The following is a 19,624-nucleotide window of genomic DNA, read 5'->3' as shown; positions in this document are numbered from 1 at the left end:
CCCCACCCGACCTGCTCAGCTACGCTGACCCCAGCACGCTCGGACATGGGGAATTACCTGACGGAAACCCCTGAGGAATTACGTGACCGTCGACATTTTGGGTTGCTCCGACCGACTCCCGAACGGCCGACCCCTTGCCGCGGATAGCTGGATAACGCAGTTGACGCGCTGCATCTGCCCGGCCGTGCGGGGCGCCGCCACCCGTCGTCGAGAGTTTTCAGTGAACGGCGCCCCCGGTTCATCAGTGACATTGACCCATCAAGGCCGGAGCCTTTAGCCGACGTAAGGTATCTTCGCGCCACATTTAGATTGTGGCGAAATGTGTTTCGTCATCAGTGACGAAATCGAGCTTGAGCCAAGCAAGCAGAGGACGAACACTGCCTGTTGCTCGACAGTTTCTGCGGTTCACCCTTGGCCGGGATGCGCTAGGTTGCCCGCGCCGCATGGATCCAGAGAACCTCCCCGGGAAGAACAGCTAGTTCGCGGTGTTACCGCGACAGACTGGGGCACCGGGCTTCGCGGGCCTGCACCACTGGTACAGGAACGTTGTGTTTGCACCCACATCTAGACGGGTATTCCGTCGGATATGTCGGAGGGATCATCAACGCTATTACTCACAGGATATATCTCGGGCCCAGGCCCCGTGAATCGCTTCGATCCTGGACTTATCGCCAAGACGTCTCACGGGTGAAGAACGGGCTATTCGCTAGTAGCGTCCCCTAGCGGTGGGTATGCATCCGCCAGAATGCGCACCTCGTCTTGGTCGCAGTTGGACTCCGAGATTATCTGCCACAATCGTTCGACGAATCGGCGCCGAGTCATACCAAACAGCCCAAAAATCTCAGCTTCGGTCGCTCCTCCGTACGGCGCCCAGATGCGTGCGAAGCCGATGAGGTGATCCGCGTCGATGTCGCGATGATGGCGCTTGCTGCTGCCTTCGTTCCAGCGAGCGCACCGGCGATAGTAGTCACTCGAACTCACCAGGCTTAGACCTCGAATCATGACCACGGAGGTCCGCGATCGCGCGCCTCCTCGACCTGCGAAATGCGACTGAGAACGAGGCTCTCCTCGCACCTGGCCGGGGACGCTAGCAGCTGAGCGTCCCCGGCCGGGTTACTTACGGGAAATGCGTGACGGTCATGCCTCTTCGTACCGGGCCTTGAGTTCGTTCAGTACCGGAACGATGGCGGCCTTGAACGCCGACGGATGTTCCGAGGGCGGGAAGTGTCCGACGTGAGGAATCCGCACTTCCTGGTTCTTCAAGCCAACAACGGCATCCCGTAGCTCCGCCGTATGTTCGGGGTAGCAGCTCCAGTCATGGTCGCCACCAACGACATACAGGCCCTGTTTCTCTGCGTCGATCTCACCGAGGAAGGGTCTCGCGTCATGGTCGGTCGACGCATAATAGAAGTCACCACCGAGGACTCCGGGAGCACACTTCGAGTAGATCCACTCGACTTCTCGCCGGCACTCTTCCGGCGCTTCGGACGAGGAGAGACTCCGGATAAGCGGCCGCACAGCGTTGTTCGTGTTGACTTCGGGGTGCACCAACCAGTCTGACATCGTCGCCCAGTTGGGCTCATATGCGCGAGGCTGCAGGGCAATCAGACCGCTGAACTTATTGGGGTGCACGTGCGCGATGTCGAGCATCACATATCCACCCATCGAACAACCCATGAGGATCGGCTTGTCGAGGTCGAGCGCTTGGCTGAACGCGATGATGAAGTCCATGTAGAACTTCTGCGTCAAACGGTACTCCTGTTCCCACCATCCTTCCGGAGGTAGCGAGCGACCGTGGTACGGCATATCGAAGGCAATGACCCGGAAGTCACGAGTAATGTCTTCATCATTGAGCAGATGGCGGTACTCGATGGAGTCGGCGCCTGCAGTGTGAAGACAGACCAGTGGGATACCGGTTCCGTTGGACTCGAAATAGGTTCGGTAGATTGTTCCGTCTACTTCGACATGGACATATTGCCCCGTCAGGGGTTCGATGTGGGCCATCATTTCTCCTAAACCGTTTGAAGCTTCGACAGGTACACGTACAGAGGCTGAAGATTGGCGAACAGTTTGCGGTAGTCGCCTTCCAGGACGATCCGCGACTTGATGTCACCGGTGACACTCATTGGCCCCTGCAACCACATTCCGAACACATCGCGGTATTCCGCATCTGGATCTGACTTGTCGAGGTAACGGTTCCAAGAGTCAGCGGTGCCGCGCACAGCGAAATCCCACGCGTCCGCCGCGGTGGGGTTCGGACGGACAGCGATCTGCCCCCTGTCGAAGGAGACAACATAGCGATGATCCCCAGACTCGAGGAGAAAGTTGAACACCGCCTGCCGAGCTTCGAGCGAGAATTCTGGATCTGTCTGAATTGTCCGGGAGGTCTTTTCAACCCACCCCGGGTCTGAGAGCGACATACGTCGTTGCCCTTTCTTTTTGATAGACCGAGGGACTTCCACGGCCAGATCGCGACCACCACGAAACACCGGCTTTGATATACGAATCAGAACGATTCTTCGAGGGCCGCCAATCACGCCTTGGCGATGAGATGCGTTGTGAGGCAACCTGTCACCGCTGTGAGGCGTGCCACTTCAGCATACAACTCTTGTAACGACTAGTACAAGACATTTGACAGCTTATTTGGCGTTTGTTTGTACAAACCGGTACACATATCACACCACCACCACGCGGGCCAAACTTACAGTCCAGCCGGGCGCATGTTTGGTAGACCTTAAGTTCCAGCATGGGTGGACCACCGTTGGATGTCGGGTCTGTAAGCATCTGCGGGAGTGTGCGTTGCGCCGCAGATGGATGGGTTGCCCGCGTAGGCGCGCACCAGCGATCGATGTTCGCCGACCTTGCAAGTCCGCCCTAGTTGATTGGGCGCCAACGCAAATTGGCGTCAGGCAGTGTCAGGCAACGCAATTCAACAGAAGCAGCTGTCCGAGGCAGAATACGACATCATCATTCGCGGAGACGCATTCCGATGATGATCGAGTCCAAGAAGTCGTCTGCGATCTCTTCGGGGCTCTCGGCGCCGTCGAGGGTGATCCAGAGGTAGCTGTAGTTGAACATGCCGAGTACGCCCTTGACCATCAGCCGTGGCAGCGATCGGAACTGGCCGTCGCGGACCCCCTGGTCGAGGGCATTACGCCAGTGCGACTCGTAGCGTTCGCGTCCGGCGATGATCCGGTCACGGCGCTCGTCGGTGAGGGCGTGGTACTCGCGGAAGAACACAGTCCACTCCGCTCGATGAGTGGCGATGTTTCGCATGAGCGCACGGGCTAATCCACGTAAACGTTTTTCGGCATCGGCTTCAGTCAAAGCGAGTTCATCCGCGACAGTGTTCATTTGTGCAAGTTGTCGACTACTGATCTCGTAGAGGATCGTCTCCTTGCTACCTATGTAGTGGTACAACGCTCCGCGGCCCAGTCCGACAGCCGTGCCCAAGTCGGTTATGCCGGTACCGTGGTATCCCGACTTCGCGAATAGCTCCGCGGCCACTCGCAGGACGCGGTCCCGGTTGGCGTCGTACTTGTCGCTCATCGAATGCCTCTATCTCCCGCTGTCAGTGTTGCTGAGTTTAGTCGGGCCAGGCGAGTTGATTCGCGGCCCACGTTGCGGCAACAGCCCTTCGCCGCGGTGCCCTTGTGTCGATGCAGGCGTCGGCAACCACGGAGAGCCGAGATCAAGTTCCTGCGCGGATGATCAGGGCCTGCCCTTGGCCTCCGGCCCCGCACAACGCTGCAGCTCCGACTCCACCCCCCCGGCGTTGAAGCTCCAGGGCGAGATGTAGAACTATGCGGGCACCCGAGGCGCCAACGGGATGACCCAGGGCAATAGCGCCGCCGTTGACGTTTACGCGGTCCGCGCTGATACCAAGGCGCTCGGTCGAGACAAGAGCCACCGCTGCGAACGCTTCGTTGATCTCGACCAAATCGAGGTCGCGGGGATCGATGCCCTCGCGTTGGCAGACCACCAGGATCGCATTCGCCGGCTGCTCGTGCAGGCCCGAGTCGGGCCCCGCGACTACCGCCCGCGATCCGATCTCCGCCAGCCAGGGCACACCGAGGCCGACCGCGGTCGATTTGCGCGTGACGACAACGGCGCAGGCGCCGTCTGAGATCGGCGAGGAGTTGCCCGCTGTCAACGAGCCAGCGGGGTCGAATGCCGGCGCCAGGAGGGCCAGATCAGCCACCGAGGTGCCAGCTCGAATCCCCTCGTCGCGATGTATGGCGGTCACTCCGCCCCGAATATCCGTCAACGGGACGGGGATGACTTCGCGCTCGAAGAGCCCGTCCTTCCATGCGCGGGCCGCTTCACGATGTGAGCGGCTTGCCCACTCGTCCTGGCTGTCGCGGGTGATCCCGTAGTCGGGATTTCTCGACTCGGTCAGCTCCCCCATCGAAAGTCCAGAGAAGGTGTCCTGCAATCCGTCAAACGCGAGGTGATCGATCAAGGGTGCGTCACCGTACTTGTGTCCCCGACGGTTGTTCAGCAGATGCGGCGTATTGCTCATGGACTCCTGTCCACCCGCTACCACGATGTCTGCGTCGCCGGCTGCGATCATTTGGTGCGCCAGCGTGATTGCATCGACGCCAGACAAACACATGCGGTTGATGTTCAGCGCAGGAGTCGTCATCGGTATCCCGACTGCGGCGGCAGCACTGCGCGCTGGTAACTGGCCGCAGCCGGCAGCGAGGACTTGCCCCATCACGACGTGGTCGACGCGGGTTGGATGTATCCCGGCGGCCATTAAGGCGCCCCGGATCGCATGGCTACCCAGTTCTTGGGCGACGACGCTTGACAGGCTTCCCATGAAGCGGCCGAACGGGGTTCGTGCCCCCGCCACCAGAACAGTGGGGTCGTTCGTCATTGTTTCGTCCTTCTCGGAAACGGCTACCGAGCCCTACCGACGTTCGAAACAGCCATGTCGGCAGAGCTCGGTAAGTGTGTCTAGTTTCGACTCGCCGTTCCAAATGCGTCGGCGAAGGCGTAATCGTTGAGCAGCTGGCCTGCTGTGACGTGGTACTGGATGGTCGGAGTGCCCTCCTCGAGCCAGTTAAGCCGGGCGTCGCGGTATAGGCGTTCGATCGGATGGGTCCGGGTGTAACCGATACCGCCGTGAATGAGCAGCGCCCGGTCGGTGACCCTTCCGACGGCCTCCAGACCGAACAACTTGCACATGCTGGCCTCGGCGGGGATTCGTTGGCCTGCGTCCCACTTCTGTGCCGCGTCGGCGAGAATCCCACGCAGGGCATAGATGTCGGTGGCCATCTCTGCGAGGTACCGCTGGATGCCCTGACGAGCTCCGATTGGCTTACCGAACGTCACCCGATCCTTGGCGTGGGCGATCGATAGTTCGAGCGCGCGCTCGGAAGTGCCCAGTGAACTCGCCGCGATGAAGACACGGCTGATCTCGAGGGCGCGCTCGAGATGCTCGTTACCTTGCCCTTCCGCGCCGACAAGGGCCTCGGCAGGTACCCGCACGGAGTCAAAGGTCAGGCGACCATGTTCGGTTCCCTTGCATCCCATGGTTTCCGGCAGCGGCGCGATGGACAGGCCCGCAGCATCACGGGGTACTATAAAGGCAGAAACCTCGGTCTCGGTTGTCTTTGCGAAGACGATGAAATGAGAAGCAATGTCCGAGTTGGTGATCAGCCATTTCTCTCCGCTTAGGACGTAACCGCCCCCGTCTCTCACAGCCATGGAACCAAGATCTGAACCGGTCCCGTGCCCCGGCTCGGTGAGCGCGAATGCAAGCGAGTTCTTGCCGGTGGCTGCCCCGGGCAAGATGTCCATGCGTTGCTGGTCGTTGCCGATCTCGAAGAGGGCGTGGGCAAAAGAGTTGTGGACGTGCACGATTGTGCGTAATCCACCCTGCACCTTTGCGAACTCAGCGATGATCGGCAGATATTGAGTGATGGACAGTCCGCTGCCGCCGTACTCGCGAGGCACAAGCAGTCCGAACGCGCCGATTCGCTCGAGAACAGGCAGAACAATGTCGTAGGGAACCCGCTCCTCGTCTTCAATCCGCGTCTCGAGCGGATCCAGTTCGGACCAAATCGCGTCAAAGATACTGTCGCGCAGCGCCTGGTACTCCGACTCCGGTAGGCCGGTCGCGAGGGTTGCAGTCATGGTGTTCACTCCCTTTGTCGTTTGGGTTGTCAAAGCGCCCAGCCGCCGTCGGCGGTGAGGACTGAGCCAGTGCAGAAGGTGGCCTCTTCACTGAGAAAGATTGCAGCTCTGGCGATTTCGTCGACGGTGCCGAACCTTCCTAGGATCGTCGCGTCTTCGATGCGCTTTCGCGAGGACAGCGGCACCGCGTCGGTCATGTCGGTAGCGACGAAGCCCGGAGCAAGAATGTTGACCCGGATGCCGTCGCGTGCGACCTCTTTGGCCAGGGATCGCCCGAACCCCACCATCGCCGACTTCGCTGCCGCGTAGGCGGTGTCGCCGGCGTGACCGATCAGGCCAACAACCGACGAAACCAAGACGATGCTCGGCGACGGACTCGTTGCAAGGTAGGGCAGGGCCGCCCGGGTGAGATCGACAGTGCCGCGCAAATTGCTGTCGATTACCCTCCACCAGCTGTCAGCTGCCGTCTCGGCCAGGCGCCCTCCAGCCCACTGACCCGCGTTCAAAATCAGCGAGTCCATGCGGCCCCAGTGGTCAACAACACGATTCACAGCTGCTGTCGCGGTTGCTGGGTCACTCAAGTCGAATTGCACCGGGAGTACCTGCCCGGGGTGCCCGGCGGCCAGTTTCTCAGCTTCCTCGAGGCCGGTGCGGTAAGTGCATCCCACCCGGCATCCACGCTCTGCGAGAGCTGAGGTAACCGCAGCGCCGATTCCGCGGGACCCTCCGGAGACCAAAGCAACCCGGTCGTAGTTGTTCCCATCCATGACTCGCACTGTACCAATCAGTCCAAGAAGAGTCCATACGACGTCTTTAGCTCCTTAGGTAATGGTCTGTATCTGGCCTTATGTGCTTAACCGGATTGTTGTAATGGGCAGTCCAATATTATTTGCGCCGCGCTGCCCGGCGTGCTACTCCTGTGATAGGCAGCACATCAGAACTGCCGGTACTCGCATGAGGGACGCGGCAATGGGCTGCCTGCGCAACTCGCGTGCACCTGCTGTGAACGGCCTCGTACCGACTCGACGAAACTGCAAAGGTGGCTACTATGTCCCTGAACGACGTTCCTGCGTCCTCGCTGGTCAGTGCATGGAAAGACATCGAATCCATGCTCGATCACGACCCATTCGGTGACGACTTCAACACCGCTCATGAGATCTGCAGCCGGTACGCATCGGAGCCAGAACGGATCGCACTGACCGTCCGGCACGAGGACGGAACCGCCGATCGCTGGACCTACCACGAACTCGACCGCCTGGCTTCCAAAGCAGCCCGAGTGTTCGCAAATGCCGGACTAACACGCGGCGACCGAGTGGGCGGCTTACTCTCTCGCCAGGTCGAGAGCTGGATCACTGCCCTCGCGGCGTGGCGTTCCGGGATCGTCTACGTGCCGCTGTTCGGTGGATTTGCCGCGGACGCAATCGGTATGCGGCTGAGCGCCGCCAGGGTCCGAGCCGTGGTCGTCGACCATGGTTACCGTGCTGCTCTTGCAGAGGCACAATCCACATATGGACTCGATCCCGCCGTCTTCGTCGTCGGCCCTGACATCGTGGAGTCCGGGGACAAGTCCTTCTGGGCAGAGATAACGACCGCCGACTCCGACGGCCCACTCGCGGCTACCACTCGAGACGATATCGCGACCCTGATGTTTACCAGCGGGACCTCTGGGACCCCGAAAGCGTGCAAGATCACGCACGCCGCATTCGTTTCCGTCATGCCATACGCGAAGAGCGTGCTCGGAGCCACGAGGGAAAGCGTGCTGTTCTCTACATCAGACCCGGCATGGGCATTTGGGCTCTACACCACGGGTGCGGCTGTGATGGCCCTCGGCGTGCAGCGGGTGATGTACTCCGGAAAGTTCGCGCCTGGGGCGTGGCATCGCGTCATCGAGGAAGAAAAGGCCACCATCCTCACCACCGCACCCGCGGCCTTGCGGAGGTTGACGACAACCTTCGCAGACTTCGGAGTTCCACCGTCGCTGCGCACCGTCGCCGCCGCCGGGGAACCCTTAACCGCGTCAGTCGCGGCCGACTGGTCGCAGGTAGGTGCACCCAACGTCCGCAACGGGTACGGATTGACCGAAATCGGCATGCTCCTGGGTGACACTCACGGCACTGAGTCACGTGCCGAACCTGGATGCCTGTCGTCGACCATCCCTGGCTTCGATACATTTCTCGCCGACAGGAACGGAACACCGGTCGAGGCCGGCGAGCCCGGATTAGTCGCAGTGCGACGACCACGGCACCAGATGTGCAGCGGGTACGAGAACACCCCAAGTCTGTGGGCCGAAAGATGGCGCGGCGACGTATTCCTTACCGAAGACCGGGCCGTCATCGACGCCGACGGACGGTGGCAGATCCTCGGACGGGACGACGACATGATCATCGCGTCCGGACACAACATCAGCCCGGTAGAGGTCGAAAACGCACTTCTGCAGCACTCCGCCGTGGCCGAGGCTGCGGCCGTCGCTTACAACGACCCGGCGCGGGGAGGCGTGGTGCGGGCCGTTGTCGTCCGCAACGAGAACACCTACTCCGATCGCGAACTCGCCGCGGATCTGAAGCATCTCGTCGCCCGACGCGTCGGACCCTACGCAGCTCCACGTGTGATCGACTTCCGCACCGAGCTCCCCCGGACCGAGGTCGGCAAGCTACGCCGCGCCGCCGTGCGAGAGCTTCCGACTGACTGAGAGAGCCTGACCGTCAGCGGAGCGACACGGCGTCACGCCACTTCCGGTAGGGCAATCCATCGCCAAAGTCGTCGCAAACACAGCATCCCCCGTCAACATGACCAAGAAGCACTTCCGGGACAGCAGCAGATAAAGGCCTGCCCCACATAGCTTGCGGCTCCCCGCCGCACCTTCGGTACCTATCTCGTAGCTGTGCACTCCGAGTCTCGACTTGTCCGAGCCAGAGCACGCAGAACCCCCGCCCGCCGCTGCATCACCACCGACAGCACATATCCCCTGATCTGATCGGTGCCGATCGTGCGGCAACCCACGCCCAGGGCCGCAGCAATACCCGCCGGCGACATCCCATCAGTCCCCACATGGAACCAGCTGCGCAGGACCTTAGACCACCGCTGTCCCCAGCCGGCGTTTCGCCACAGGCTTGCGCCCGGTGGGTCGCTCTCCCCAGCGGCGGACAGCGACCACGCTACGCGTGAACTTGCTAATCCCGCGCTCACCGCCAAAACCCCCGCTGTAGCGTTTTGTGCCACAAAGCGTTTCGTCACCGGTGGCTATACGCACTGCGGATCACCGCCGGTACTTCCGATGGGAGGGGTCCGACTACAAGCTTTGGACCGGGTTACTACGGCCCTGACCATCCTCGGGGTGGTATGTCCGTCTGGTAAGGGTGCGCCGATCACGATCAATGAGGCCGGGATGGAACCGATACCCATCTTTCGACTTGGCCATCTCCGAGTGATCGATGCCGTCGACTCGCCATACATCGACAGGGCCGCCGGTGTTGTCATGCCGGACAAACCAGCGCAACTCGTGGCCTGCAAACGCGAGGAAGCAGCCGGGCGCCTCGGGCGGTTGCGACTAGACGATCCTGGCGTGCGATCACCGTCACCGGTGGGCGATACGTGTGTGGGGCCTGGCGGCAGCCGTAAACCCCGCACGGGCACGGAGTGACATAAGCGCTCCTGCGTACAAGCCGTCGCCAGCCAACACTGAGGCGTAGAGAGTGTGGACGACACCGAGAAGACGGTGCCGTCCACACTGCGAGTCGAAGCCAATCCTGCGCAATTATTGAGTGATGCGCTCGCTATTCAAATCATCGAGACTCGTTAAACAGGGCACGTAAACTGCGGCACATGGTCTCCATTTTTAGATGGTTAACAACTACTTGAACTCAACGAGTATCTCGCGGTAAGGCGAAGCCCCGACATTTTTTGCCTTATGGGTTACAGGAACCCTGGCACCCTTACTCACTTCGGACACCACTTCAAGAAATCCGTCTTCAATTTTCAAAACATAAACACAATTGGTCGGAACCTCCAGAGTCCCCACATCATTGTTCTCACTATCAAACACCTGTAACGATGACCCCTGAACCGCATACCACACATAGTTACGATCATGAGTGTGGATAGCCGTTTCTTCGCCGACCTCGAGCACGAAATTCCAAATGGCCACCGTGTCGTTCTCGTAAATCAGCTCTGACCCTACATTTGCCGCGTTTGTCATGGCTACTCCTTAAGCGTGGAATGTACCGCGTTGCACATGATGAACCTCACTTTTGATGGTTAAAAGTGACCGCCATCTCCTACATCACAATCTTAATCAATCGGTCGCCGCCGCAGTCAATAGTTAAAGTGTCTAGTACACTCAAGTCTCGGTGGGAGGAACGTACACCGAACCCAACATGGTGCCGGAAACGCGCAGTGCGTGGCGTGATGAATGTTCAGATCGACGAGCCAATGCCTTATCCTACTTACCGGTGACCCCCCTGAACTAGTTACCATCCAACGTCCGGCCCATTCAGACAAGGCGAGCCTGGTCCAAAGCGCACGTGCCACGCAAGTAACCGCCCTGACAGGCACAAAACGAAACCCCTTCCTGAATCTCCCCGGGTTTGATGCACTCCTTCATGTGAGGGAAGGTTGGCATCATGCCGAAGAAGTACGACGAGGCGACCCGGGCGAAGGCTGTGCGGTTGGTGGTCGAGCATCGTGATGAGTATCCGAGCGAGTACGCGGCGATCACCGCGACGGCCAAGCGGTTGAAACTGACGCCGGAAACGCTGCGCAAGTGGGTTCGCCAGCAGGAGGTCGATCAGGGCGGCAAGCCTGGGGTCACGCGGGAGGAAGCGGCTGAGGTCCGCGTCCTCAAACGTAAAGTCCTGGAGTTGGAGGAGACAGTCGAAATCCTCAAGGCGGCAACGACTTTCTTCGCGCGGGAGAGCGACCCGCGACAGCAATAGTGTGCGCGTTCATTGCCGAGCATCGTGCTCGGTTCGGGGTCGCTCAGATCTGCCGCGTGCTGACTGCACACGGCGCGAAGATCTCCCCGAGAACGTTCTACGCCTGGGCGGCGCGACCGCTGTCCACACGGGCCCTATGGGACACCACGATCACCGAAATCATGGTCGGCTACTACGAAGCCGACGCCGAGGGCAGACGGCCACCAGAATCGCTGTACGGGGCCGTGAAGATGTGGGCCTACCTGCAGCGACAAGGCATACCGGTGGCCAGGTGCACGGTGGAACGGCTGATGCGCAGCGGCTGGCAGGGAGTCACTCGCCGCAAACGGGTACGGACAACCATCGCCAACCCCTCCGATGAGCGGGCACCGGACCTCGTTGATCGGCAGTTCAAGGTCCCAGCACCGAACCAGTTGATCGTCGCGGACTTCACGTACGTGCCGATGGCCGGTGGGTCGCACATGTACACCGCGTTCGCTATCGATGCCTACGCTGGCCGAATCGTGGGCTGGGAATGCTCATCTACCAAGACCGACAAGTTCGTTCGCACCGCGGTTCGCCACGCTGCAGAGCTCCGCAGATTTGAAGGCAAACCGTTCTTGGGCAACACTATTCATCACTCCGATGCCGGTTCGCAGACCGGGTTCAACCGGTGGACGCAACACCTCGACGAGAGAGGTGTGGAATGGGACGACCACCGGGATGGGCAGCGGCATTGACGGGGCGGGCGGTGATGCGGTCTCCGGGTCGGCCGCCGGTTCGACGAGATCTTGAGCGTGCGTTCTGGGGAAAGATCGCCGAGGGCCTTACGAGCGAGGATGCAGCGGTATCGTGCGGCGTGTCGGGGCCGGTGGGCTCGCGCTGGTTCCGTCACGCTGGCGGTATGCCACCAATCGATCTGGCCCCGACTTCGGGGCGTTATCTGTCCTTCGCCGAGCGGGAAGACATCGCGGTGATGCGCGCGGAGGGGTTGAGTATTCGCACGATGGCCGGCCGGATTGGGCGATCACCGTCAACGATCTCGAGGGAGTTGAGGCGAAACGCCGCCACCCGAAACGGGAAGCTGGAGTATCGGGCATCGACCGCGCAGTGGAAAGCCGATCTTGCTGCTCGGCGACCGAAGCCGGCGAAGCTCGCTGAGCATCCAAAGCTTCAAGAGTTTGTGCAGGACAGACTTTCCGGGGTGATACGCGATGGTGACGGGAATGTTGTGGGACCGTCCGCGTCGTGGAAAGGGCGGAACAAACCACGGCGAGCGGACCGCCGGTGGGCGACCGCGTGGAGCCCAGAACAGATCGCGCACCGGTTGCCCTTGGAGTTCCCCGATGACCCGTCGATGCGGATCTCGCACGAGGCGATTTATCAATCGCTCTACGTTGAAGGCCGCGGCGGGTTAACGCGGGAATTGGTGGCGTGCCTGCGAACCGGACGCGCGTTACGTAAGCCCCGTGCTCGGGCCAAGAAGTTGAGCACCGGGTTCATCACCGACGACGTGACCATCGGCGCCCGCCCTGCAGAAGTCGACAAACGGAAAGATCCAGGCCACTGGGAAGGCGACCTCATCATCGGGCTTGGTCGGTCCGCCATCGGCACACTGGTTGAGCGCACGAGTCGCTTCACCACCTTGCTGCATCTGCCACGCAAGGACGGATACGGGGCGGCGCCACCGGTGAAGAACGGGCCAGCATTATCTGGGTACGGGTTAGAGTCGGTGCGCGATGCCCTTGCTGCAGCGCTGACGCCGTTTCCTGAGCATCTGCGCAGGTCAGTGACCTGGGACAGAGGGAAGGAACTGGCGCGGCACGCCGAGCTGACTGCCGCGACCGGCATCAGCGTCTACTTCTGCGATCCGTACAGCCCGTGGCAACGCGGCACAAACGAGAACACCAATGGTCTACTGCGCCAATACTTTCCGAATGGAACAGACCTCGCGCGATATGACCGACGAGAACTAGAAGCGGTGGCAGATGCGCTCAACAACCGACCGCGAAAGGCATTGAAGTGGAGAACGCCAGCGGAAGTGTTTGCCGATCAACTACACTCGCAATCACAGCATGGTGTTGCGAAGACAGATTGAATCCGCCCTGTACACGTCGGTGCGATGTGGGGAGACGTTGGGGCTTTCGGGCCTGACGTCCTCGATCGGCACAGTGGGCGATGCATATGACAATGCTCTTGCCGAAACGACCATCGGGCTCTACAAAACCGAAGCGGTTCGGGAGGATTCGCCATTTCGTATCGGCCCGCTGACCCGGCTCGGTGATGTGGAATACCTGACATCGAGATGGGTCCACTGGTACAACACCAGCAGGCTCATGCACCGCCTGGGCCGGATCCCACCGGTCGAGGCCGAACAGAACTACTACACTCAACACGTCCCCACGCTCGTGGAGGCGCACCAGTAACCAGGTGTGCATCAAACCGGCTCATCCCAATCGGGGGTGTAGGAGTTGGGGTCTGAAGCCGCCGGTCTCGAGCAGGCTTTGGGCGATGTAGTTGGTCAGGTTGCGGAACCCGAGTGCGGAGCCGCGCAGGTGTTCGAGCCGTCCGTTGAGCGCCTCGGTCGGCCCGTTGCCGGTGCCGGGTCGTTCGAAGTAGGCGAGCACGTCGGCGGCTCGCTTCTTCAGGGTCCGGCCCAGGGTGGTGAGCTCGGTGAGCACCTTGGGGACGCCGGCGCTGAGGTCGGTGATCAGCTTCTCCATGAGCTCGCGGCCACGTTGCCGGTCCTCGTGGCGATAGGCGGCGATCATGCGCTGGTAGACACCCCAGGTCGCCTCGACCTCGACGTGAGCGTCATCAACGAACAGCGCGCGTAGCCTGTCGCTCTGCTTGTCGGTGAGCAGGTCCGCGCCGGTGTGCAGCGTGCGCCGTGACTTGTAGAGCGGGTCGTCCCTGAACCCACGGTGCCCGTGGATCGCGAGTTGGACCCGGCGCCGGCACCTGTCGAGGGCGTCACCGGCCAGGCGCACGACGTGGAAGGGATCCATCACCGTGACCGCGTCCGGGATCTCCTCTGCAGCGGCGGTCTTGAACCCGGTGAAGCCGTCCATCGCGACCACCTCGACCGCGTCACGGAAGGCGTCGTCGCGGTCGGCGAGCCAGGTCTTGAACGCCGCCTTCGACCATGTCCAGCAGCCTTGCTGGGCCGGCGCCATCGCGGACCGGGGTGAGGTCGATGATCACGGTGATGTACTTGTCGCCACGCCTGGTGTGGCGCCAGACGTGCTCATCGACGCCAATGACCTTCACGCCCTCGAACCGCGTGGGGTCGTTGATCAGCAGCCGCTTGCCTTCGGCCAGGACCGCGTTGTTGGCGGTGTCCTACGCGACCCCGAGTCCCTCGGCGACACGGGCGACGGTGAGGTGTGCGACCACGATCCCTTCCAGCGCCCACCGCAGCCCGGTGCGCGAGAGCTCCGCGCGTTGCTCCGCCGCGGCGCTGGTGTCTTGGCGCCACACGTGTCCGCAGTCGGCACAGCGGTAGCGGCGCACTACAACTTCCAGCACGGTCGGTCGCCAGCCCAGCGGCTCGTGGGCCAACCGCCGGATCACGGTGTCACGAGCAGCGCCTTCGCTGCCGCACCGTCGGCACCACTGATCTGGTTCCACCACGCGGCACGCGAGGACCGCACGATCCGGTTCAAGTCGTTGCCCGGTCACGCTCAGACCGAGGCCGTCGAGTCGAGCGAAGGCGGTCAGGTCAGGGCGGCCGAAGCCGGCCGGCGGGGTAGCGTCGGACACGTCGAGGTCTTTCGGATGGATGGCGTAGGAACCTCCGTCGTCAGGAGACCTCGACGTCTATCTGCGGACCGACGCGCCCGGCCGACCTACACCGGCATCTGGGAAGACCCCTGAAACGTCTTCGACGACGACGGGACCGGCGAGGAGGAGGGCGCGGTGAGCTAAAAGAATGGAGCTTGCTCGGCTTCGACGCCGCCGCAAGCTCCGGTGAAACGGTCGGTACTGGTCGGTCGTCGTCGGTCACCACCGGATGGCGGCGTCCCCCACGCTCGGCGTTTGCGCAGGTCAGCGGCTCGTTCGCCCAGTGGGCGCAATCAAGCGATAGACGCAAAGCCGACGTGATTAGGTCGTCGGTTCGATTCCGACAGGCGGCTCCGGCGAACAGCCCCTGACCTGCGCAAACGCAGGGCAGGGGCGGTTCGGTTCTGGTGGTCGCGCGATGCGCTGGCCTCACGGCTCTGCCCGACACCGACGTCGCTCTCCTCTGCGACGGACCCCTCGCCTGCTGAGCGCTCGCGGCCGGCACCTGTCCGTGTGCCGATAGGCCTCGCTCCGCTCGGCAACGCAGCGTGGCGTTGTGTCGCGACCTGGACGTGCGAGGTGTCAACGGTGCGTCGGCGCAGCGATCGTTGTGTGCGCAGCGAGATGCTCCATGCCGCACGCGGCGCGCACGAACGCAACGCCCCGGAACGCCAACGACCCGTCATCGCTGCGACGCGCAACGCGTCTCCCGTCACGGCAACGGATCGCAACCACGACCCGCCCACGGCGCCTCGCGGGACGGAGGGCAAGTTGACACAGTTGCGCTGCCATGGAACCGCGCTGGCTCTCTCGATGACCACCGGTGAAACAGTGCCGCTCCAGGCTTGCGCCTGGTGTTGCCTGGCCTCCTCGTGATCGGCCCGTCGGGGATCGTCAACGTGGTGCGGGTGTCGAGGCGGTCGGGTCCGACGGCTCGGCGGGGCGCGATCGTCTCGTGCGTTGGCGGACTACGGGAGCTTGGACGCGAGGACGTCGGCCGCCAGGATCTCGGGTGCTGCGCCGAGGAGGTGCTGGTTGGCCATCAGGGCTGCGACGATGGCGCCGTTGGCGTGGGCGTCGCGAGTGGCCTCGTCGGGGAATGCATCGAAGATCCAGAAGGTGTCGGCGTGGGTCCTGACCGCGAACCAGACAATCGTTCCTACTTCTTCGTTGGCGAGTGCGACAGCGCCGGCGAGCAGATCGGCGAGCGCGTCGTGCTGTCCATCGGCCGCGACGATCTTGGCGACGAAGGCATACGGAAGTGATGCGGGTGCGGACATGAGGGGTTCTCCTAGGTGTCGAGGTTCCTTGGTGAAGCGAGTTCAGCGTATGACGAGCGAGGGCCGGTGGGGAGTGGCGTATACGACAGTATTGCTATTGTTCGCGCCATGCGTATCGGACTGATCGCGATCGACGGCTGCTTCGGTTCGGCGGTCGCGTCGGTCATCGACATCGTGCGGGTGGCCGACGGAGCCCGCGGCGATGTCGACCCGCGGATCGACCCGATCGAACTCGCCATCCTCGGACCGAAACGGCGAGTGACCACGACGGCATCGATGACCCTGTCGGTGGACCACCCGCTGTCGGAGTCCGGAGAGTTCGACGTGGTCGTCGTCCCTGCGCTTGGAACCCTCACGGCCGCCGCGACCCACGACGCCCTCCAGAGCCGAGATGCACGTTCGGTCATCGCCTCACTCGGGCGCCTCGACGACGCGACCACCCGGATCGCCGCGGCGTGCACCGGCGTGTTCGCCGTCGCCGAGACCGGACGGATGCATCATCGGCGGGCGACGACCAGCTGGTTCCTGGGGCCGGAGTTCCTGAAGCGCTATCCGACCGTCGCCCTCGATCTCGACACCATGGTCGTGGTCGACGGGAACCTCGTCACCGCCGGCGCCGCGTTCGCCCACATCGACCTCGCGCTCTCACTCGTGCGATCGATCAGCCCCGACCTGGCCCAACATGTCGCCAAGCTCCTCATCATCGACGAGCGTCCGTCGCAGGCGGCCTTCGTCGCCTACGAACATCTCCGGCACGAGGACCCGATCGTCGTCGAGTTCGAACGCTTCGTGCGCGCCCGCCTGGACGAACCGTTCAACGTCGCCTTCGTCGCGCAGTCGCTCGCCACCAGCCGGCGCACCCTCGAACGACGAGTCCGTGCGGCGCTCAACCTCACTCCGCTCGGCTTCGTCCAACGGCTTCGCATCGAACGAGCTCGGCACCTCTCAGCAACCACGGACCTCACCTCCGCCGAGATCGCGCTACGGGTCGGCTACGCGAACGCCGAGACTCTGCGCTCCCTCCTGCGCAGGGAGCGACGCCGTTCCTGACCTATCGCCATGCCTGTAGCCGGTGTCCTAGCGCTCGGTTGGAACCACCTCTCAGCACGTCGCGTCGACGCTCCTGCGTCGCCCCTGGACGACCCACTCGACACGCCCGCAGCACAGGCCATGTGACGTGCCCCGTCTTCCCGGACGGTCGGGGTTGGGTGGCTGTGATGTCGCTGCGTTCTCGTCGAGGGGGTCAGCAGACCCGATCAGGGTCGATTGGGATGACACACGAAGGCGGTCAGGTCAGGGCGGCCGAAGCCGGCCCGCGGGTAGCGTCGGACACGTCGAGGTCTTTCGGATGGATGGCGTAGGAACCTCCGTCGTCGGGAGACCTCGACGTCTATCTGCGGACCGACGCGCCCGGCCGACCTACACCCTCATTTGGGAAGAGCCATCAAACCCGGGGTGGTTCATCCTTGTTACGTAGGATTTAAAGGGCCGACAGCTGCTACTTCGTTCGCGCGCCAAGCTTCTTGGCGCTTTTCTCCAAGCGAAGAACAAGTTGCAGATCGAGGGCGTGGTCAGGGTGCTTCCACCGCGTGCCGAGGACCTTAGTAAGTTTCTCCAACCTCTGATACAAGGTGTTCGAATGAATATTCAGCTCACCGGCAGTTACTGCATGACGCTGGTTGTTGCGTAAAAAGCAGTCCAGAGTTTCAAGCAATGGCACCCCAGAGCGATCTTCTTCTGTCTTGACCGGCCCCAGGTAAATTTCGAAAAGTCGACTCACTTCACGAGTTCCAGCGTGGCTTAAAAGAATTCGATAGAGGCCAAGGCGTTCGGCGGTCGCCGTCTGGCCGTGTGCGCCGAGGGTGAGCATCACGTCAACCGTCTGGCTGGCCTCGTTGAAGTACTTAGTGAGTTCTGATACGTCCTTGGTCTGCCCGGCGATCCCGGTAGTCGCCGCGGCTGCAATCGTTGAGGTTGAGAGTGTGACCGCTAATTCTTCGGGGTCAACGCGGGGCACTACAAGTACGAATCGCTGTCCGTAGTCGCATATCGCGCTGTGGCTTTGAAGAACAAGCGCTTCAAGGCTTCGTCGCACCGCAGCCCTGTCTCCGACGGGCAAAATTACTGCGACCGAATAAGTCAGCGCTGGATTCAAGCCCGCCAATCTGACCTGCGTATTGATCTCTCGATGATCGTCGACTTGACGGGTGAGAAGATCAAGGAGAAGGCCGTCTCTCGTCTTCCGTGCCGCTTCGGACGCGACGTGTTGCCCCAGTAGAAGCAACGCCACGGATAGCGCAGCCCGTTCTAGAACCATCAACTGGTCTACTGCTGTGACTGTTGCATCTCTTGGCCGATCCAGGAACAGAACACCAAGCCAGTCACCAGAGGCAACGACCGGCACTGCCAAGATGGAGCGGGCTTCGGTAACTATTTCAGCGTAGGAGTCTGAATCGAGGTTGACCGCCAGGATCCTATTTGAAACCTCAGTGTCGTTGCGTAACTCGTCGGGAAGGTCAGACGCAGATCGAACAAAAATTGCCGGATAGCCCGCTTCCCGTGACACTTCAGATAGTAAGTCGCTGACATCGCCACCGCGGAGAACTAATGCTGTTAATGCGTTATTCCAGCGGATGGTCGATTCAAGACGGGCATTCGCAGCCTGCAACTGCTCTGCGGAAGTTTTTTGTTCGGCCAAAACTCGTGAGTTCACAAGGGCGACCGCCGCATGCGCGGCTAGTGCTGTTAGCAATTCTATCTCGTCGGTTGCAAATTGACGCTCTTGCCTTTTGGCAGCGAACAATACCCCTACTATCTTGCCTTGAGACAGCATTGGCACTCCTAAGAGCCCGCGGATGTCCTCTAGTCGAGCGGCCGCATCAGCGCGCTCGTGGTGTTGGAAACGCTCATCTCTTCGATAGTCGCTAGTCCAGAGAGGTGCCGCATTTGCCACGACAGCGGACGAAAAGCCTTCCTTGATTGGCATCGTCAACTTAGTCAGGTACGACGAGATCTGGCCGGCTGCGACGACGATGGTTACCTGCTCAGCGTGTATAAGGCTGAGATATGCCAGATCGACGCGCAGCAGATCCTTCGCATGCTCTACGATCTGCGTCAGTAACAGATCAATATCGGTCACCGATGCGAGCTGACCGGCGATTGCGTTGAGCGCTGTGAGTTCGTCCGCGCGTCGACGCCGCTGATCGAGTCGCTCGCGGATCGTCAGCGCATCTTCGAACTGACGTTCCGCCACGGCTGCGGGAACGCCCCCTGCTCTGACTAACCGGTCTTTGTGACTCACCAGATCAGGCGAGGGCGCCTCGTTTAGTAACAGGGACATCCAATCCGTTGAAGCCGCTGGCTCGTGTCCCGGCGAGCCCTCCGCGCCTGCGTGTTTGCCGCTACCTATTTCCATCCGTTGTTCCTCCGAACCCCTCCCGTTTCGCCTTAGCCTGCGATGCGATGTCCCAGAGACTTCACGTTAGCACCGAAGTGGGTGTGGGAAATCTC

General features: G+C 61.7%; 12 protein-coding genes and 3 pseudogenes. 5 read left to right on the top strand and 10 right to left on the bottom strand.

The features are described from left to right. Positions 1 to 1,137: 1,137 nt before the first annotated feature. The 6 genes from DFR67_RS28985 to DFR67_RS28960 all read right to left on the bottom strand — a co-directional run bounded on the left by DFR67_RS28985 (position 1,138) and on the right by DFR67_RS28960 (position 6,908). Complete coding sequence (locus DFR67_RS28985) at positions 1,138 to 2,004, bottom strand: alpha/beta fold hydrolase (protein WP_245938230.1); 867 nt, start codon at positions 2,002 to 2,004, stop codon at positions 1,138 to 1,140. Positions 2,005 to 2,012: 8 nt separating this feature from the next. Further along, positions 2,013 to 2,420, bottom strand: coding sequence for a hypothetical protein (locus DFR67_RS28980; RefSeq protein WP_110472921.1), 408 nt, complete (start codon positions 2,418 to 2,420; stop codon positions 2,013 to 2,015). Between the two features lie 547 nt (positions 2,421 to 2,967). Continuing rightward, complete coding sequence (locus DFR67_RS28975) at positions 2,968 to 3,549, bottom strand: TetR/AcrR family transcriptional regulator (protein WP_110472920.1); 582 nt, start codon at positions 3,547 to 3,549, stop codon at positions 2,968 to 2,970. Between the two features lie 142 nt (positions 3,550 to 3,691). Further along, complete coding sequence (locus tag DFR67_RS28970; RefSeq protein WP_110472919.1) at positions 3,692 to 4,879, bottom strand: acetyl-CoA C-acyltransferase; 1,188 nt, start codon at positions 4,877 to 4,879, stop codon at positions 3,692 to 3,694. Between the two features lie 80 nt (positions 4,880 to 4,959). Beyond that, positions 4,960 to 6,141 carry an acyl-CoA dehydrogenase family protein gene (locus DFR67_RS28965; protein WP_110472926.1) on the bottom strand — a complete coding sequence of 394 codons (1,182 nt, stop codon included), beginning with the start codon at positions 6,139 to 6,141 and terminating at the stop codon, positions 4,960 to 4,962. A 29-nt stretch (positions 6,142 to 6,170) separates the two neighbouring features. Further along, entirely contained in the window at positions 6,171 to 6,908 is a 738-nt protein-coding gene (locus tag DFR67_RS28960) for an SDR family NAD(P)-dependent oxidoreductase (protein ID WP_110472918.1), read from the bottom strand. 281 nt (positions 6,909 to 7,189) lie between these two features. On the opposite strand from DFR67_RS28960, the gene DFR67_RS28955 reads away from it, so the two are divergent. Continuing rightward, a complete protein-coding gene (locus DFR67_RS28955) occupies positions 7,190 to 8,830 on the top strand; it encodes an AMP-binding protein (protein WP_110472917.1) in 1,641 nt (546 codons plus the stop codon). A gap of 1,161 nt (positions 8,831 to 9,991) precedes the next feature. Here the strand turns inward: DFR67_RS28955 and DFR67_RS28945 are convergent. Beyond that, on the bottom strand, positions 9,992 to 10,336 hold the full coding sequence (locus DFR67_RS28945) for a hypothetical protein (protein ID WP_110472915.1): 345 nt from the start codon (positions 10,334 to 10,336) through the stop codon (positions 9,992 to 9,994). A gap of 424 nt (positions 10,337 to 10,760) precedes the next feature. Between DFR67_RS28945 and DFR67_RS31315 the strand changes: the two are divergent. From DFR67_RS31315 to DFR67_RS31310, 3 genes and pseudogenes are all read left to right on the top strand, one after another. Further along, positions 10,761 to 11,755 (top strand): annotated as a pseudogene (locus DFR67_RS31315) (IS3 family transposase); the annotation flags it as partial. 2 nt (positions 11,756 to 11,757) lie between these two features. Then, a complete protein-coding gene (locus tag DFR67_RS28930) occupies positions 11,758 to 13,149 on the top strand; it encodes an IS30 family transposase (protein ID WP_211325197.1) in 1,392 nt (463 codons plus the stop codon). 7 nt (positions 13,150 to 13,156) lie between these two features. Continuing rightward, positions 13,157 to 13,477: pseudogene (locus DFR67_RS31310) on the top strand (integrase core domain-containing protein); the annotation flags it as partial. A 21-nt stretch (positions 13,478 to 13,498) separates the two neighbouring features. On the opposite strand, the pseudogene DFR67_RS28920 reads toward DFR67_RS31310, so the two are convergent. Both DFR67_RS28920 and DFR67_RS28915 read right to left on the bottom strand, forming a co-directional pair. Then, a pseudogene (locus tag DFR67_RS28920) lies at positions 13,499 to 14,813 on the bottom strand (ISL3 family transposase). A 989-nt stretch (positions 14,814 to 15,802) separates the two neighbouring features. Continuing rightward, positions 15,803 to 16,114 carry a putative quinol monooxygenase gene (locus tag DFR67_RS28915; RefSeq protein WP_110472911.1) on the bottom strand — a complete coding sequence of 104 codons (312 nt, stop codon included), beginning with the start codon at positions 16,112 to 16,114 and terminating at the stop codon, positions 15,803 to 15,805. A 108-nt stretch (positions 16,115 to 16,222) separates the two neighbouring features. Between DFR67_RS28915 and DFR67_RS28910 the strand changes: the two genes are divergently transcribed. Then, a complete protein-coding gene (locus DFR67_RS28910; protein WP_110472910.1) occupies positions 16,223 to 17,164 on the top strand; it encodes a GlxA family transcriptional regulator in 942 nt (313 codons plus the stop codon). A gap of 448 nt (positions 17,165 to 17,612) precedes the next feature. Here the strand turns inward: DFR67_RS28910 and DFR67_RS28900 are convergent, their stop codons facing one another. Further along, positions 17,613 to 19,367, bottom strand: coding sequence for a helix-turn-helix domain-containing protein (locus DFR67_RS28900; RefSeq protein WP_158540067.1), 1,755 nt, complete (start codon positions 19,365 to 19,367; stop codon positions 17,613 to 17,615). Positions 19,368 to 19,624 lie beyond the last annotated feature (257 nt).

Origin of the sequence: Williamsia limnetica (assembly GCF_003217475.1) — a bacterium.
Classification (GTDB): domain Bacteria; phylum Actinomycetota; class Actinomycetes; order Mycobacteriales; family Mycobacteriaceae; genus Williamsia; species Williamsia limnetica.
The sequence above is the reverse complement of the archived record's forward strand: the minus strand, read 5'-3'. Positions and strand labels throughout refer to the sequence as shown.

Bases quoted from the DNA above. Each gene is read 5' to 3' on its own strand.
- DFR67_RS28985 (WP_245938230.1), bottom strand. From the start codon at position 2,004: ATGGCCCACATCGAACCCCTGACGGGGCAATATGTCCATGTCGAAGTA.
- DFR67_RS28980 (WP_110472921.1), bottom strand. From the start codon at position 2,420: ATGTCGCTCTCAGACCCGGGGTGGGTTGAAAAGACCTCCCGGACAATT.
- DFR67_RS28975 (WP_110472920.1), bottom strand. From the start codon at position 3,549: ATGAGCGACAAGTACGACGCCAACCGGGACCGCGTCCTGCGAGTGGCC.
- DFR67_RS28970 (WP_110472919.1), bottom strand. From the start codon at position 4,879: ATGACGAACGACCCCACTGTTCTGGTGGCGGGGGCACGAACCCCGTTC.
- DFR67_RS28965 (WP_110472926.1), bottom strand. From the start codon at position 6,141: ATGACTGCAACCCTCGCGACCGGCCTACCGGAGTCGGAGTACCAGGCG.
- DFR67_RS28960 (WP_110472918.1), bottom strand. From the start codon at position 6,908: ATGGATGGGAACAACTACGACCGGGTTGCTTTGGTCTCCGGAGGGTCC.
- DFR67_RS28955 (WP_110472917.1), top strand. From the start codon at position 7,190: ATGTCCCTGAACGACGTTCCTGCGTCCTCGCTGGTCAGTGCATGGAAA.
- DFR67_RS28945 (WP_110472915.1), bottom strand. From the start codon at position 10,336: ATGACAAACGCGGCAAATGTAGGGTCAGAGCTGATTTACGAGAACGAC.
- DFR67_RS28930 (WP_211325197.1), top strand. From the start codon at position 11,758: ATGGGACGACCACCGGGATGGGCAGCGGCATTGACGGGGCGGGCGGTG.
- DFR67_RS28915 (WP_110472911.1), bottom strand. From the start codon at position 16,114: ATGTCCGCACCCGCATCACTTCCGTATGCCTTCGTCGCCAAGATCGTC.
- DFR67_RS28910 (WP_110472910.1), top strand. From the start codon at position 16,223: ATGCGTATCGGACTGATCGCGATCGACGGCTGCTTCGGTTCGGCGGTC.